Here is a 15,935-nt window from a genome sequence, read left to right as displayed (position 1 = left end):
ATAAAGGTGGCTATGCCACTTTATTGTGCGTTATTTTCTTCTACATCATGGGTCCATTATACTCTGATTATAAAGCAAATATAACATTGGGAGTGAACATGATGAGTGTAAGAGAGACTATAGAAAAAAGACGTTCCGTAAGGCAGTATGATCCCCATTATAAAATTAGTCCAGAAACGTTGGCGGCACTTATTGAAGGAGCCAGTAAATCGCCTAACGGAAACAATATTCAAGCAACACGATACCTGGTTATAGATGAACCATATTTAAAGAATTTGTTACTGCCCATCGCTTTTAATCAACAACAGGTAATTGAAGCCTCAGTACTGATTTTTATACTAGGTGATTATCAAGCATTCGAAAAGGAAAATATCATAATGATACATGAGGATGAGTTCCAAAAAGGTTATTTTGACGCATCAGTAAGGGATTATCTAACAAACGCGGCGATCAATTATTATCTAAATAAATCAAAAGAAGATTTAAAGGTTGAATTAATAAGAGACGCAAGCCTGGCGTCAATGTCATTAGTTTTATTGGCGAACGAGGCAGGTCTTGAAACCATTACAATGTCCGGGTATGATTCCGAACAATTAAAGTCAGCCTTAAACATTTCCGATAGGTATTTAGATGTTATGCTTATTGCCATGGGGAAAGGAATGAAAGAAGGTCACAAAACAGTAAGACACGACGTTAGCAAAGTCATTTATAAAAACAAAATATAGTGAGTGTATTGGAAAGAGGGCTAAAAAGAACCCTCTTCCTCTTTCTTCTTAATCTTTCGTAAAACTTTAATGTTTTTGCTTATAATAGGTTACAGCGAGTGCAAGGGCCAGCACTGTTCCTTTGACGATATCCATCGCATAATACGGAACGGACATCATGATCAGCCCATTTTGTAGGATTCCGATCAGGACTGCTCCGACAAAGGTTCCAAACGCATTCGGTTTTCCCGCTCCCAAAACGGAGGAACCAATGAAGGCTGCCGCGACGGCATCCATTAAATAGGGTGACCCTGAATTGATTTCCGATGTCATGACCCTTGAAGCAAGGACAATCCCCCCGATTGCAGCAAATAGAGCCGAAAGCAGATAGGCAAGGATTTTGTATTTATTAACCGATATCCCGGAAAGTCTCGCCGCTTCCTTATTCCCCCCAATAATGTACATATAACGACCGTGCTTCGTATAAGTCAAAAAGATATGGGTCGCTATCACAATGACGGCCATGATCAGGATTATCCACGGTACCTGGCCAATTTTGGCGAAAAACGGGCTGATCAGTCCTGTTGCGAACGTCCCGTCTGGCATGACCATATTTTGCGAAACCGTAGCCCCTTTTGTATAGGTAAGGGCAATTCCCTGGATAATGAACATGGTAGCCAAAGTCATCAGCATGTCGGGAATTCTCAATTTAACGATCATGAATGAATTCAAAGCCCCTACGAAAAGTGAGGCACCGACCGCAGCTAATATGGCGATGAATGTATCCTGGGAAAACCAGACAAACATCGAGATGACGATGGCATTGGCCAATGATGCGACGGAGCCGACGGAAAGGTCGAAGCCATCCACGGTCAGTGATATCGTAATGCCGATCGCAATGATGGTCACGATTGAAATGGAACGCAGGATGTTTATCAGGTTAGACGTTTGGATGAAAGATGGATTGGATACGGCGAAAATTCCAATCAGAATGATAATCGTCAATATTGTGCCGTATTTATAGAAAAAGTCGAATAGTTCCACCTTTTTCTTCGCTTTCGCTGTCTGTGTAACAGGAATGGGTATGCTCATCCTATTTACCTCCTGTTGAATAGAATAGTAGTTCTTCTTCATTCGTTTTGCTTGTTTCTAATTCGATGACAGTGCTCCCGTCATATAACACATAGGTCCGGTTGGTAAGGCCAATGATTTCGGTAAGCTCGGAGGATGCATAAATGATCGCTTTTCCATTCCTTGCAAGCTTTGCAATCAATTCGAATATATCCTTCTTGGCTCCGACATCGACCCCTTTCGTTGGTTCATCGAATATGTATACATCCGCATCTGCCATAAGCCATTTTCCAATCGCAACTTTTTGCTGGTTACCACCGGATAGGTTTTCGACCTTCACTTCCCCTGAAGGTGTTTTAATGCCGAGACTTGCGATCATTTCCTTCGCCTTTTCCTTTTCCGCCTTACGATCGACGACACTGAATGTTTTGCAGAATTTGCCGAGACTGGCTGCAGTCAAGTTTGCCGAGACTGATTCCTGTACAAGGACCCCTTCTTTCCTGCGTTCCTCAGGTACAAGTGCCAGCCCGCTTTTTACTGCTTCATGCGGTGATTTCAGAGAAAGCTTTCGACCATTCAGGATGACTTCACCCGCTGTGATGGACGTATGACCAAAAAGGGTTTTACACAGCTCCGTTTTCCCAGCCCCGACCAGCCCAGCCAAGCCGATTATCTCGCCTGCTTTAATATTCAGACTGACATTCTTAACTTTCTCGGCATCTGACAATCCGTTCACTTCCAGAATTACGTCTCCAATCGAAGCATTCACTTCAGGAAACTGTTCATCCATGGTTTTCCCGAGCATGTTCTCTACCACTTCGGTACGGGTTATGTCCTCGATTTTTCGACAAGTGACACGCTCCCCATTCCTCATGATCGTAATTTCCTCACAGATTTCAAAAATCTCAGGCAGACGATGTGAAATGAAAATGATTGCCACGCCTTTTTGCTTTAATTCATTTACAATTCGAAAAAGTTCTGTCGTCTCCGTATGACTTAACGGAGCAGTTGGCTCGTCGAGAATCAGGAATTTGCATTCTGTCGAAACGGCTCTTGCTATCAGGACCATCTGTTTTTCAGCCAAGGTCAGGTCTCTAACCAACTTTTTCGAAGGGACATGAATTTTCATATCTTCAAGAATAGAAGTGGCTTTGTTGTGCAGTTCTTTCCAATGTACCCTTTGTTTTTTTCCCATGTTTTGGACCATATCATTCAACATTACATTTTCCCCAACTGTTAAATAAGGGATAAGGGCGGTATCCACTTCCTGATGAACTATTTGAATGCCCTGTGCCTGAGCAGCTTTTGGCGAGCGGATATCCCGCTTCATCCCATCAATAAAAATGTCACCTGAATAATGAACATGGGCTCCCGATAAAACTTTCATTAACGTCGATTTCCCTGCTCCGTTTGCACCGACCAATGCGTGGGCTGTTCCTGATTGTACGGAAAAATCAACATCACTTAGCGCCTTCACCCCCGGAAATTCAATCGAAATCATCTTCATTTCTAGTTGCTTGCCCATGTCCATTCCCCCTTATAGAACAGACACTCCCTTCGCTGGAAAGAGAGTGTCTCTTTTTATTTTTTATAATGATCTTTCAAAACCTTCATCCAATCTTCTTCAAATTCCGTCGATACACCCCAGCCATCGACAATATCAGACAGGTTTGCCATGTTTACCGCTTCTTTTGAAGCTTGGATTTGCTTTTGCGAAATGAGTGATGCCTCCAAATCATATGTTTGCGGTGTTTCTTCACCCGCTAATTTTTTAGCCAATATCCTCATATTCACTGCACCGATCAACTTGGGATCGACTGCTGCCGTGTAGGACCAAGAGCTATCAGCCGATTGGATTTCCTGGAGATCTGCATTCGAAACATCAATTCCATATATCTTCACTTCATCGCGGCCCGCTTCTTTAATCGCCCGGGCTGCACCGATAGCAAAGGCATCCCATGTTGCGAAAATGGCATCCAATTTACCTTTAGGGTATTTATTCAGCATTGCGGCTACAGCATTTTGTGTCTGAACCGAAGTATCTGCGGATGCCACTCCGAATCTTTCGACTTCTTTAATCCCGGGATTTTCTTTTAGTTTTTCCTGATAGACTGCATTTCTTCTTACCATTGGAGGAAAACCATCCACCCAAAGATATGCAATTGCCGCTTCACCTTTCTGTTCTTTTATCAGTTTATCGAAAGCCAATGTTGCCAGCGCTTCATCATCTTGTGAAGTTAATGTCACGCCCTCTATTTTAGATAGATCGCTTATTGAATCGAATGTGACAACGCTTTTACCTGCATCAACCAACTTCTGAACGTCATTTACAGTTGCGGCATCATCACCATGTGAAATGATATAGCCGTCGTAATCTTCTTCCAAAGCCTGTGCTATCGCATCATGGTATTTAGCCGTATCACCATTGGCTGTGTACGTATCGACCTGAAACCCCAGTGCTTCTCCTTCTTCTTTCGCCCCCGCCAGGTATTGGGCAGTATGATCATCACCGCCAATTTTACGGATCACTTTGATTTTGGCTCCATCGCCATCAGCAAATCTCTCCGGGACATTTTCAAATGATACTTTTTCTTCTTTCTTCGATTCTGTGGAACTCTGCCCTGCAGAGCAACCCGTTAAAAGCAAAGCCGAAGCGATGGCAGAAATGAATATCCCTTTAATAGACCTTCTCATCTTGTTCCCCTCCATGTTTTCTAATTAGTCTTATCAGTTAAGTCGGTGTAAATCCCAAAATAAAAACCTCTCTAATATAGAGAGGTTTAATCGGCTGTTTTGCAGACTTGTCCCTCTCTTATCTGTCAAAACATTTCTGTTTTGCAGGATTTAGCACCAATTCCTAATGGAACGGTTGCTGGGCATCTTAGGGCCAGTCCCTCCGCCACTCTTGATAAGAGATATATTGTGTTACGTTTTCGTAATTATCACTTTATAGGGATATAGTCGTAAAGTCAATAGATTTTTGAATATTTGAAATGTTTCCTGTTATTTTTATTTTCTTTGGAGCTGGGCTAGACGCTTTTTCTCGATTTTTTCAAGCCTCTCCAACTGCCTTAATTTCACTTCGAACAACGTGATCGGATCACGGTAAACCTCAGGATTTTCTTTCATATGCTCCAATGCAGCCTGGTGGTCTTTTATTTCAGTCTGCGTCTGCTCTATCGTTTTTTGAAGTAAGGCAAATGAACTGCGATAGAAAAGTGAGATGTCCCGATCCAATGATTTTTCAAACAATCCAAATTGGGTTAGGAAACGTTCCGTGATCATTTCGGCAACATCCAGGTAATCTTCACTTTCCAGGTATTTCTTGTAACGATTGTACATATTGGCCTTATTTTGCGGTATCGCCCCAAATAGCTTACCTGCTCCTTTGAGCAGCAATTGTGATGGAGTCCTGCGCAAAAGGATATTAACGTTTTCGATGCGGATACTGCTTGTCATCCGGTCGGCATCACGGCGCCAGTCATCCAATACCCTGAAGTCACCTGCCAGTGTAATCCGTTCTTCTTTGTATAATTCATTGAATCCGGCACTCATCTCATCCATGAACTGCTGGCTTTGTGAGAACTCCATTTGGGAACTGGCAATCCAGTCTTGAAGAGAACGGTAATATTGAGGCATGATCTTGTCAGAAATGAAGTTTTGAATCCGCTCATTCATTTCCTGGTTTAACTGTACATGGACCTGACTGAAATCACTGCTTTCCGTTAACGATTTAGAGCAATCCCTCAGTAATTCAGGAATTTTTGAATAAAGCTGACTTTTCACTTCGTCCTTAAGCGAACGATACGACCTTATGATATTTTCACTTTTTTCTTTTTCCAGATCAGCCAGTTGATTGACCGCTCCATTCAGTTTCACTTCCATCTGCTCATTCCAAGAGATGGAATGCTCGCATTTCCGCTCATTGGCTGTCCGTTTTTCTAATAGATAAGATAAAGTTTTACGAATGAATGCCAGGATTTTTTCAGATCTTCTTTCCTTCCAATTATCATCTTGATAATTCGATTGAAGGAAGGCTGAAAGGTCCTTCAATTGCTGCCTGCTGTCATAATGTTTGGAGAAAGCGAACACTTTCGCATTCGGGAAATATGCATTCACTTTATCCCATGTTTCGTCTTCCATCCGGACTGCGACCTGATCACTGTATATCGTATCCATTTTATTTAATAGGAAATGGATCGGCAGTTTAGGTGCCATCATTTGAATTTCCAATAACAGATCCCTTTCGCTGCCGGTGAAAGGAGCCCGGGCGTCAAGAACGAACATCAGGCCATCACTGCCATGTAAATAGCCTTGGAAATCGGATTCCACGCTTTGTTCCCCATTGAAACCCGGTGTATCCAATAATCGCAAATGATTATTTCTTAGGTAGTCACTGATGATTGTCACATCGACTATAGTCCCGCGCTGACGGCGTGTTTCATCCAAATCAGTTAGCTCCTCGACAACTTTGCTATCTGTATCGGTAATTTCAAGGATTTCCAAATCATCCCCGTCTTTGACACTGACTAGGGAAGAATGGTCCTCAGCAGCAATGCTCTCTCCAACGATTGACTGAATAAAGGATGTCTTGCCATTTCCTGTACTTCCTGCAAGAAGGAGATTGAAATTGCTGGTATCTTTAAGCCCCTCCACCATCCATTTAAGCTTATTTCCAACCCTTAAATCATTATCTTCAGCCCACTGGATAATGGAATTGAACAGTTTCTCTCCCGCTTCCAGTCCGCCTCCCAATTTAGGCGATTTCGAAAGCAGGCTCTCCGCATCCTGAATGACCAGCGCATTAATCGTATCCGGGAAGATTTCATTCCAGGACAACGTGGATGCCGCCGCAAACAGCGAAAGCTCCCCGTCTGCGATTTTGAGCCAGTTTTCCAGCAACCTTGGCACGACAGGACCTAATTCTTTGATTAGATGCGTTCCTTCTAACAAACCTGCATATGCATCCCTGTAATAGACGGAAAGCTCATCCCATACATCCGCATGGTTCAATTCGATGGTATCTATCAAATTATTAATCACTCTTAACCATTCGAAATAAGCATCCGTATATTTATAATTTTTCCAAAGGGCAACCGTCATTTTCTCGAAACGTTCCTGGTCGAGTGTGTATAGCGAACCAAGGACAGTTGAGAAATAATCCGGCTCCATCGATTGGGCAACACCCTGCTGGATATACGTTTTCAGCACATCGAACCAGCCCATTGACTCTGTACGGATACTTTCATTCGCCGCTAATACCACCGCACTGTTCCAATCCTTTTGTTCTTCAAAAAAGGCGCGTGCAATTTCAGTGACATTCGGGTAGTCTGGTTGAAACTCGACTGCTTCTTTCACGACTTTGGAAGCCAAATCATTTCTCGATTCCACTATGTACAGGGAAAACAGCTGCAAAAGAACTTCTGTTTTCAAGACAGATTCATCCGTATCGACGGATTTATAGATATCCTCTGCGGTTGAATACATATCCAATTCAAAATACGCATCAGCGATGTTTTTCTTCGCCCATGAACCAAGTTCCCCTTCTATGTTTTCCCATTTAAAAATGGCTGCTTCATAGTCATGGTGCTGAAAATATACCTCTCCTTGTGCAAATCTAATTGCGGTTAAATCGGATCTTTCCTTTTTTTGTTCCACGAGGAACATTTCACCCAAAGCTTGAATGGGATGCTTCCTTGTATCCTCAAGCATCGTTTCATAATATTTTTTTCCGATCAGACGTTCGTCCATCTTTATTCCCCCGATATATTTCATATTTTCAATTAAAGGATAATCACTGATTCTATAAGACTCATAGCAGACCTAATATTCAATTTATAGGTTCCTTTAGTTAAAAAATCATTTACAAAACCTTAAAATGTTATTTTAACAAAACAATATGGTAACAACATGTCACCACTCTTACAATTTTAAAACAGAACCAACTAGAACTGTAATGTTTTTAATAAACCGATACAGAGATGTCATTTCCATTTTCGAGAAAATATGTTTTTCTAGTTTTACCACATATCAGCTAGAAGTGAGCGAACCATTCTCCATCCCTCTAAATGACCAGAAGCCCAGCCCTTCAACTTACCTATAAACGGTAAAAAACAAAGTCACTCTGGCTCGTCCATTACTTAATCCCCATTTTTGTATCATATAAAAAAGCAGTACCCTCATTCATAAAAGGTAACTGCTCACTGATAAGCTCCGAACAGTACTTGTCCTTTGACGAATTAGGATTATACCCCTGTACGCTTACGTTGGTTATTCGGCTTTTTGGTCAACTGGCTTTTTAGCTGTTTCGTTTTCTTCACAACGCCTGTTTCCAGTTTATCTTTACTTGATCCTGCTTGCTTTTGAGCCAGTTTTTGTTTGACTGCATCCGCCAGGCTTAATTTTTTATTTTCAGACATGTTGTTGTCTCCTTTAGTGTTCTGCCTTCTATTATAATATAGTTGCGATTAGAAAGATAATAGGGAGTAATATCCTATTCTTCTTCGAAAAACACTCTTGATAAAGTTGGTTTCGCCAAATGGGGACTAATTTCCTGCTCCTTTGAAAGGATTAATGATAAATTATGTTGACTTCATAATCAGAATTTGCTAAATTATCTTTATATTATAAAATCTATGAAGAGAAAGAGTAAGATGAGAACCCTGTTCCACAGAGAGTCGACATGTGGTGGAAGTCGATGTCCAAGGCCTATCCGAAAATCATCTCTGAGATGCAAAGCTGAAAATGCAGTAGGCTTTGACGGGTTTCCGCCGTTACAATGGATCACGTATGAATTCGTACGTTGACTGAGTGCCGCAGCTTCTTTGAAGTGCGGAATATGGGTGGTAACGCGAGCACAAACTCGCCCCTGATTTTTCAGGGGCGAGTTTTTTATTTGCACAAAACACTTTAATTAGCCTTTTTCAGGCCAGTCGGCGGGAGTTATCATTTTAAAAAAAGGAGAAATCACCATGAAAAAAACAGACACATTATTTATCGGCCTTATGCTTTTCTCAATGTTTTTCGGAGCCGGGAATCTCATATTCCCTCCATTTTTAGGAGCATCTTCTGGAACTTCTTTCTGGCCAGCCATCGCCGGTTTTGTCGCCACCGGAGTCGGCCTGCCAATTTTGGTGCTTCTTGCAGTCTCACTTGTTAAAGGCGGCGCACAAACCATCGGTGCCCGAGTACATCCCCTATTCAGCACGTTGTTCATGGTCGTAATCTATTTAAGCATCGGGCCGTTTCTGGCCATTCCGCGGAATGCGAATGTTGCCTATGAAATGGGCTTCAAGCCGTATCTTGGCGACTCTGTGGATCAACCACTATTTCTATTCATGTTCACAACCATATTTTTCATCATCGTTTATGCTATTTCATTGAATCCAGAAAAAATGGAAACCTTCATGGGACGCTGGATCACGCCCGTTCTACTTTTGTCCATGGTCATTCTCTGTGTCGTTGGGTTCGTAAAGCTTGATGCTCCTTTCCAAGCTCCAACCGAAGCATATGCTTCAGGAGCCTTTTCGAAAGGGTTCATCGAAGGCTACAATACGATGGATGCTTTAGCTGCCTTGGCCTTTGGGATCGTCATCCTTACTTCAATCCAGCAAAGGGGGATTTCCGAACGAAAACAATTGACGAGATATACAGTAAAAGCGGGTCTCATCGCTGGCGTTTTGCTTTCTTTAGTTTATATCTCCTTAGGTGTAATGGGAGCACGCATGGCGGCCGGTGGGTCATTCGAAAACGGAACGGATATCCTCACTGTCGCTTCCACTCTTTTACTAGGAACCGGCGGGAAGGCCCTTCTTGGCATCATTTTCACTTTGGCATGCTTCACCACCGTTGTCGGGTTGACGACTGCTTGCGGACAGTATTTCTCGAACCTTTTCCCCAAGCTGAACTATAAAACCGTCATTCTGATTGTAACAATCGTCGGTTTCATCCTTTCAAATATGGGTCTGAATCAAATTCTGAAAGTATCGGTACCATTCCTTGTGATGGCTTATCCGCTAACGATCGTCCTGATTGTCCTGACATTCTTCAGCCGTCATTTCAAAAATCCGAAGAAGGTTTATCGCAGTGCAATGACTTTCACAGGAGTCTTCGCCTTGATGGATGGGCTGAATGCTTTTGGCTTACAATTAGGACCCGTACAAACCTTGACTGATGTCCTTCCCCTTTCCGCTTACGGCATGGAATGGGTCATCCCTGCTCTCGTCGGTACAGCCCTTGGCATTCTGCTAAGTCAAATCGGACAAACAGCTTCCGCTGAGGAGTTGGAAGTCGAAACACTATAATAATGAAGTAAGCAGGTGATCTTTCCGGTCATCTGCTTATTTTGTACACACCTTCATTGCTTTATTTTGGAAATCAGCAACGGCTTTTTGTTATGATGGTGTCAAAGGAGATGATAAGTAATATGTCTAAGCAAACCCGTATTGGTAAAACAGATCTGTATGTAAACCCGATTGGCCTTGGCACGAATGCAATTGGCGGACATAACCTTTTCCCTAATCTAAGTGAGGATACAGGAAGGGATGTTTTGAGAACGGCATTGGAAGAAGGAATCAACTTTTGGGATACAGCTTACATTTACGGTCCTGAACGTTCAGAAGAACTTATCGGTGAAATCCTTAAAGAGAGCCGCAAACGCGAAGACATAGTCCTTGCCACTAAAGGGGCACACAAATTTGTCGATGGCAGCATCGTTTTTGATAACTCTCCCGCTTTTCTGAAAAATGCCGTGGACTCGAGTCTAAAAAGGCTCCAAACAGACTACATCGACTTATTCTATATCCATTTCCCTGATGGTGATACCCCTAAAGATGAAGCAGTAGGTGCCTTAAAGGAATTGAAGGATGCAGGCAAGATAAAGTCAATCGGCGTCTCTAACTTTTCGTTTGAACAATTGAAGGAAGCGAATAAAGACGGCTATGTCGATGTCCTGCAATCCGAGTACAATCTATTCAAACGGGAGGCAGAACAAGACCTGCTTCCCTATACAGCCGAAAATGATATTTCCTTCATTCCTTATTTCCCCCTTGCTTCCGGTTTGCTCGGCGGCAAATACAATCAGGATTCAACATTCGATGACGGCCGGGCAAAAAGTCCGCTTTTCCAAGGACAAGCCTTTGTAAGCAACCTGCAAAAAGTGGAAGAAGTACGGGCGATTGCCAACAGGAAGCATACCGATGTCGCCGATGTCGTACTAGCTTGGTATTTAACCAGGCACTCGATAGATGTACTGATTCCCGGAGCGAAAAAACCAGAACAGGTCACACGCAACCTACAAGCATTGGACGTCGATTTAACCATGGATGAAATCGCCGAAATCAGTGCCATTTTCGCTTAATATAGATGTGTGAAAAGGCTGTTCAGCTAAAGTTGAACGGCCTTTTTATCCTGTCCAAAATTGACTGATAAGGCCCCCTATATTGCTTAGGTACCCCTATTTTGCTATATTTAGTGAATATTCCATAAATTTAGGGAGAGGCAGTCTGATGAAAAAATCTATTGTTATTTTATTTCTTATCTTGGCAAATTTGTTCTGGGCCGGTAATTATATATTCGGAAAGTACGTTGTGACCGAACTTTCCCCGATCCAACTAACCTTTGCGCGATGGCTAATCGCCGTTTTCTTATTGTTTCCATTAGCGCAATGGATTGAAAAACCAGACTGGAAGAGTGTATGGAAAGCCTGGAAATTACTATTAGTCATGGGTGTACTCGGAATCATCAGTTATAATTTTTTCCTTTATTGGGCTCTGACCTATACAACTTCCATGAATGCAGCTCTTGTCAATTCCATGAACCCTGCATTAATTGTTCTTTTTTCCGCTTTGCTGTTAAAGGAGAAAATTTCATCCCTACATGCACTTGGACTTATCATATCTTTATTCGGCGTTTTATTGGTCTTGACAAAAGGACACCTTCTGGATATATTCCAGCTCAATTATAATAAAGGCGACCTATTGATGATCCTGGCGATTCTCGTTTGGACCTTCTATTCTATAATCGGTAAAAAACTGAAAAACATTCCGATCATCTCAGCTACTGCCGTTTCCGTATTTCTCGGTTTGTTTCTCATTGCTCCATTTGCCATTGGCTCGGGAATGAACCTTGATTTAAGCAGTAAAGCCATCACCGGTCTTTTATATATCGGGATTTTCCCTTCTGTCGGCTCATTTATTTTCTGGAATATTTCCCTTCGCCATATCAATGCCGGCCAGGCTGGGATTTATCTAAATCTGATTGCTGTATTTACCGCCATTCTTAGCCTTATTTTGGGTCATGCGATTACGACCATCCAAACCCTCGGTGGCCTCCTTGTTTTCCTCGGCGTCTACCTGACAAGCAAAAAGAAAAAAGCAGATCCGTCAGCTGTCACGAAGAACATGTAAAGGGCATCCTGTGATACACATCAACGAACGCTTTCTTATCTTTTCCCCTTGTCTATGCACCATGATTTACGTTATCCTTTAAAGAAGAAAATCTGAATGTAAAGGTGTGCTTTAGTTGAGGATCAATAAATTTATCAGTGAATCCGGAATTACCTCGCGACGAGGCGCAGACAAATGGATAGCCGAGGGCCGTGTGACGATTAATGGCACTGTAGCTGAGCTCGGCAGTCAAGCTGAATCCGGCGATGATGTCCGGGTGGACGGCAAGCCGATAAAAGTCGAACAGCAAAATGTCTATATTGCACTGAATAAACCGATAGGGATTACAAGTACGACCGAAAAACACATAAAAGGGAACATCGTTGATTTTGTAAATCATCCGCTTCGCATTTTTCATATCGGACGGCTGGACAAAGACTCAAGCGGTCTGATCCTTCTTACAAATGACGGAGATATCGTTAATGAAATCCTTCGTGCAGAAAACAAGCATGAAAAAGAATACATCGTAACCGTGGATAAGCCACTTACCGCTTCCTTCATCAAAGATATGTCATCCGGAGTGGAGATTTTGGATACAAAAACACTTCCTTGTAAAGTTGAGCAGTTGACCAAATACACATTTAACATCACTTTAATGCAAGGACTGAACAGACAAATCCGCCGTATGTGCTCCGCACTAGGTTATGAAGTCCGTGATTTACATCGAATCCGGATCATGAACATCCATCTGGACGGACTGGCGATCGGACAATGGCGCGACCTGACCGAGGATGAATTGACGGAACTATTTAAGGAATTGGATTATTCCCCTAGGAAAAGATGATAATGAAGATGCCCCCAGAATTCCGGGGGCATCGCTTTTTTAATTTCAGGATTATTTTCAGCAATCATTTTGCTTTTATTCGTAGTTTTGCAGATTTACTCGTGAGTTTTGCACTTTTACTCGTGAATTCCGCGGGGAGCTCCACGCATTTTATGATAATGAAAGGAATCTATTTTTAAAGACATTGATTACCAAAGCGGTTTTGTTTCTGAATCTACTCTTTTCCTGTCAATTACTATGGGCTTTATTCTTTTCATTTCCCCTTTCCGAATGACCACTACCCTTTTGCTGTAAATTCTTCTAAAGCAAGTATGGCAAATCCCATGATGGGATAATTGGCCGCCACCAATCACACCAATTTAGAAGGTTTCCATGATTTCATCGATGGTTGCCCCGGCATTTAAACAGACTTTCAAGTGATGCATTCATCGCATCGGCTGACTATGAAATGACCAATCCGATAATGGTGTACTTACCCGAACTGGCGTTTAAATACTTTACTGGCGAAGAAGTAAGCGATGACCATGATGCCGACACACCAGGCAAGCGAAATCCAGATATCGTTCCCAACAGACCCTTCATACAAAAGGGCACGAATCGCATTCACGATTGAAGTCACTGGCTGGTTCTCGGCGAACGCACGGACAACTTTAGGCATGGTTTCGGTGGGGACAAAGGCCGAACTGATAAACGGCAGGAAAATCAGCGGGTACGAGTAGGCTGTCGCCCCTTCCAAAGACCCCGCTGTCAATCCAGGAATGACCGCCAGCCATGTCAGCGCCAGCGTAAACAGCACGATTATCCCAGCTACCGCTAGCCAAGCCAGGATATCAGCGCTGGAACGGAAGCCCATCAAGAGTGCGACGAGGATAACCACGACGACAGTAAGCAAATTGGATATTAGCGAGGTCAACACGTGAGCCCACAATACCGACGAGCGCTTGATGGGCATGGTAATGAAACGCGCCATCAACCCGCTCTTTACATCCGAAAACAGCCTTACTGAAGTGTAAGCGACGCCGGATGCGATAGCCATCAGCAAGATTCCCGGCAATAAATAATTGACATAGTTGTCCGTGCCTGCCTCTATGGCGCCGCCAAATACGTAGACAAACAGCAACATCATCATAATTGGCGTAATCGCCACCGTGATAATCGTATCCGGGCTGCGCATGATGTTGCGCATTAAACGCCCTAGTAATACCCCTGTTTTGCTATTCATTTACATCTCCTCCTTTTTGCCGATGATTGCGAGGAAAATTCCCTCCAATGTCGGCTGCTTCTCGATGTACTCTACTTTCGCTGGCGGGAACATCTCCTTGAGTTCGGTAAGGGTCCCGGTCGAGATGATTTTTCCGCCATGCAGGATGGCGATACGGTCCGCCAGTTGTTCGGCTTCCTCCAGGTACTGGGTCGTCAGCAGAATTGTCGTGCCTCCGCCAGCTAGCTCCTTGACCGTATCCCAGACTTCAATCCGGGCTTCGGGGTCAAGCCCTGTCGTCGGTTCGTCGAGAAAAATGACTGCTGGCGTCCCGATCAGGCTCATGGCGATGTCAAGCCGGCGCTTCATCCCGCCGGAATATTTATCCGCCCGGCGGTTGGCCGCATCGGTCAGGCTGAATCTCGCAAGCAGATTGTCGGCGACTTGAGCGGGATTGGAAACTCCCCGCAATTTGGCGATCATCAGCAGGTTTTCCCGCCCGGTGAGCATGCCGTCCAAAGCTGCAAACTGTCCTGTCAGGCTGATGCTCTGGCGAACATGATCCGGTTCACGCTGAACGTCAAAGCCGCAAATACCTACTTCGCCGCCATCGGACTTCATCAGCGTCGAGAGGATGTTGACCGTCGTCGTCTTGCCCGCTCCATTTGAGCCCAGCAGGGCAAAAATTTCGCCACGCCGCACCTCAAAATCCACCCCCTTTAAAACTTCATTGTCTTTAAAGGATTTTTTTAACCCTTTTACAGTAATCACTGCATGGCTCATACTTTTTTTCCTCCTTTTAATTAAGCAGTAATGCCGCTTGTAAGATTTCGAATTTATCCTTCCGAGCGCCCAGCGGACTAGGTTGCCCATTCTCCTCTATTTAGTCTGACTGATAATCTGTATAACTTACTACCAGGTTAAAAATATAACTGAATAGCGAAGGTGGCATTTCACATTTGTAACCAGCTATTCAGTCGGAATTATTTATTGAATTTATTTTTTCCCAATCGCTTCATGATACTGTCATTCAAATCCTCACGATACTTGGCGAAATAGGTTCTAGCATTTGCCACTAGTTCGTCGGCAAAGGACGCCACATCGTCCCCAGTGATTTCTAGCACTTGCCTGCCTTCCGCAGCACCGGCTTCGAACAACTCGATTAATTCATACTGCATGTGCAGCATATCCATCCCGTTGCCCGCTGAGAAATTCCACATATAGTTTTGAATTTTCTTAAATACAAATTGGTAGTCCTCTGGCAGAGCTTCAACCCGTGCCATCATCATTTTATACTCTTTTTTATCACCAATCACTTTTTTGAATAATTCCATCATGTTATTTATCCTCCTTTTTTATAAACAAGACACTCCAAAAATAGCGTACGGAATATCTTATGAAGCTAGATTGACTTTAAGACATTGATTTTTGATGATACAAAATCCCATTTTTTCCAAAACAATTCAAGTTCCTGGCGTCCAGCCTCATTAAGTGAGTAAAACTTGCGGGGCGGCCCCATATCTGACGGTTTCTTCTCTATGTTCACCAGTTTTTTCTTTTCTAATCGCACGAGGATGGTGTAGACCGTCCCTTCCACGACTTCAGTAAACCCAAGCTCGTTCAGGCGGCGGGTAATCTCGTAGCCATAGGTTTCATGGCGGCTGATGATTTCCAGCACGCAGCCTTCCAGCGAACCCTTCAGCATTTCAGTTAAATTTTCCATGCTCAGC

14 protein-coding genes, 1 riboswitch and 1 other annotated feature are annotated in these 15,935 nt (G+C 43.3%); of the genes, 5 read left to right on the top strand and 9 right to left on the bottom strand.

Annotation, left to right across the window (positions count from 1 at the left end; genetic code table 11):
• The first annotated feature begins 101 nt into the window (after positions 1–101).
• Positions 102–725, top strand: coding sequence for a nitroreductase family protein (locus tag AC0VX1_RS02675; protein ID WP_475469764.1), 624 nt, complete (start codon positions 102–104; stop codon positions 723–725).
• Positions 726–791: 66 nt separating this feature from the next.
• Here AC0VX1_RS02675 and AC0VX1_RS02670 read toward each other — a convergent pair whose 3' ends face one another.
• From AC0VX1_RS02670 to AC0VX1_RS02650, 5 genes are all read right to left on the bottom strand, one after another.
• A complete protein-coding gene (locus AC0VX1_RS02670; protein WP_063592242.1) occupies positions 792–1,796 on the bottom strand; it encodes an ABC transporter permease in 1,005 nt (334 codons plus the stop codon).
• A 1-nt stretch (position 1,797) separates the two neighbouring features.
• A complete protein-coding gene (locus tag AC0VX1_RS02665; RefSeq protein WP_475469761.1) occupies positions 1,798–3,300 on the bottom strand; it encodes a sugar ABC transporter ATP-binding protein in 1,503 nt (500 codons plus the stop codon).
• Positions 3,301–3,356: 56 nt separating this feature from the next.
• On the bottom strand, positions 3,357–4,469 hold the full coding sequence (locus AC0VX1_RS02660; RefSeq protein WP_475469759.1) for a sugar ABC transporter substrate-binding protein: 1,113 nt from the start codon (positions 4,467–4,469) through the stop codon (positions 3,357–3,359).
• 115 nt (positions 4,470–4,584) lie between these two features.
• Positions 4,585–4,690, bottom strand: a riboswitch (SAM riboswitch).
• A gap of 94 nt (positions 4,691–4,784) precedes the next feature.
• Complete coding sequence (locus tag AC0VX1_RS02655; protein WP_475469757.1) at positions 4,785–7,526, bottom strand: GTP-binding protein; 2,742 nt, start codon at positions 7,524–7,526, stop codon at positions 4,785–4,787.
• Between the two features lie 494 nt (positions 7,527–8,020).
• Complete coding sequence (locus AC0VX1_RS02650) at positions 8,021–8,194, bottom strand: hypothetical protein (protein WP_164468807.1); 174 nt, start codon at positions 8,192–8,194, stop codon at positions 8,021–8,023.
• Between the two features lie 207 nt (positions 8,195–8,401).
• Positions 8,402–8,648: a binding site (T-box leader), on the top strand.
• Between the two features lie 98 nt (positions 8,649–8,746).
• Between AC0VX1_RS02650 and brnQ the strand changes: the two genes are divergently transcribed.
• The 4 genes from brnQ to rluF all read left to right on the top strand — a co-directional run bounded on the left by brnQ (position 8,747) and on the right by rluF (position 13,004).
• The gene (gene brnQ, locus AC0VX1_RS02645) at positions 8,747–10,078 is read left to right on the top strand and encodes a branched-chain amino acid transport system II carrier protein (RefSeq protein WP_475469755.1); all 1,332 of its coding nucleotides are present in this window, start codon (positions 8,747–8,749) and stop codon (positions 10,076–10,078) included.
• 122 nt (positions 10,079–10,200) lie between these two features.
• Positions 10,201–11,133 carry an aldo/keto reductase gene (locus AC0VX1_RS02640; RefSeq protein WP_098184936.1) on the top strand — a complete coding sequence of 311 codons (933 nt, stop codon included), beginning with the start codon at positions 10,201–10,203 and terminating at the stop codon, positions 11,131–11,133.
• A 148-nt stretch (positions 11,134–11,281) separates the two neighbouring features.
• The gene (locus tag AC0VX1_RS02635; RefSeq protein ID WP_106027516.1) at positions 11,282–12,181 is read left to right on the top strand and encodes a DMT family transporter; all 900 of its coding nucleotides are present in this window, start codon (positions 11,282–11,284) and stop codon (positions 12,179–12,181) included.
• 115 nt (positions 12,182–12,296) lie between these two features.
• Complete coding sequence (gene rluF, locus AC0VX1_RS02630) at positions 12,297–13,004, top strand: 23S rRNA pseudouridine(2604) synthase RluF (RefSeq protein WP_095678686.1); 708 nt, start codon at positions 12,297–12,299, stop codon at positions 13,002–13,004.
• A gap of 472 nt (positions 13,005–13,476) precedes the next feature.
• Here the strand turns inward: rluF and AC0VX1_RS02625 are convergent, their stop codons facing one another.
• The 4 genes from AC0VX1_RS02625 to AC0VX1_RS02610 all read right to left on the bottom strand — a co-directional run bounded on the left by AC0VX1_RS02625 (position 13,477) and on the right by AC0VX1_RS02610 (position 15,928).
• Positions 13,477–14,226, bottom strand: coding sequence for an ABC transporter permease (locus AC0VX1_RS02625; RefSeq protein WP_413022639.1), 750 nt, complete (start codon positions 14,224–14,226; stop codon positions 13,477–13,479).
• Positions 14,227–14,988 carry an ABC transporter ATP-binding protein gene (locus AC0VX1_RS02620; RefSeq protein WP_475469751.1) on the bottom strand — a complete coding sequence of 254 codons (762 nt, stop codon included), beginning with the start codon at positions 14,986–14,988 and terminating at the stop codon, positions 14,227–14,229.
• A gap of 200 nt (positions 14,989–15,188) precedes the next feature.
• On the bottom strand, positions 15,189–15,542 hold the full coding sequence (locus AC0VX1_RS02615) for a DUF1048 domain-containing protein (protein WP_475469749.1): 354 nt from the start codon (positions 15,540–15,542) through the stop codon (positions 15,189–15,191).
• Positions 15,543–15,607: 65 nt separating this feature from the next.
• A complete protein-coding gene (locus tag AC0VX1_RS02610) occupies positions 15,608–15,928 on the bottom strand; it encodes a PadR family transcriptional regulator (protein ID WP_016131412.1) in 321 nt (106 codons plus the stop codon).
• Between the last annotated feature and the right edge of the window lie 7 nt (positions 15,929–15,935).

Source organism: Peribacillus sp. QJM3NY_7, assembly GCF_056173225.1.
Note: the sequence above shows the minus strand (reverse complement) of the source record. Positions and strands in the feature narration are given on the sequence as shown.

Coding starts and splice junctions, on each gene's coding strand:
- AC0VX1_RS02675 (WP_475469764.1), top strand. CDS start 102: ATGAGTGTAAGAGAGACTATAGAAAAAAGACGTTCCGTAAGGCAGTAT.
- AC0VX1_RS02670 (WP_063592242.1), bottom strand. CDS start 1,796: ATGAGCATACCCATTCCTGTTACACAGACAGCGAAAGCGAAGAAAAAG.
- AC0VX1_RS02665 (WP_475469761.1), bottom strand. CDS start 3,300: ATGGGCAAGCAACTAGAAATGAAGATGATTTCGATTGAATTTCCGGGG.
- AC0VX1_RS02660 (WP_475469759.1), bottom strand. CDS start 4,469: ATGAGAAGGTCTATTAAAGGGATATTCATTTCTGCCATCGCTTCGGCT.
- AC0VX1_RS02655 (WP_475469757.1), bottom strand. CDS start 7,526: ATGGACGAACGTCTGATCGGAAAAAAATATTATGAAACGATGCTTGAG.
- AC0VX1_RS02650 (WP_164468807.1), bottom strand. CDS start 8,194: ATGTCTGAAAATAAAAAATTAAGCCTGGCGGATGCAGTCAAACAAAAA.
- brnQ (WP_475469755.1), top strand. CDS start 8,747: ATGAAAAAAACAGACACATTATTTATCGGCCTTATGCTTTTCTCAATG.
- AC0VX1_RS02640 (WP_098184936.1), top strand. CDS start 10,201: ATGTCTAAGCAAACCCGTATTGGTAAAACAGATCTGTATGTAAACCCG.
- AC0VX1_RS02635 (WP_106027516.1), top strand. CDS start 11,282: ATGAAAAAATCTATTGTTATTTTATTTCTTATCTTGGCAAATTTGTTC.
- AC0VX1_RS02625 (WP_413022639.1), bottom strand. CDS start 14,226: ATGAATAGCAAAACAGGGGTATTACTAGGGCGTTTAATGCGCAACATC.
- AC0VX1_RS02620 (WP_475469751.1), bottom strand. CDS start 14,988: ATGAGCCATGCAGTGATTACTGTAAAAGGGTTAAAAAAATCCTTTAAA.
- AC0VX1_RS02615 (WP_475469749.1), bottom strand. CDS start 15,542: ATGATGGAATTATTCAAAAAAGTGATTGGTGATAAAAAAGAGTATAAA.
- AC0VX1_RS02610 (WP_016131412.1), bottom strand. CDS start 15,928: ATGGAAAATTTAACTGAAATGCTGAAGGGTTCGCTGGAAGGCTGCGTG.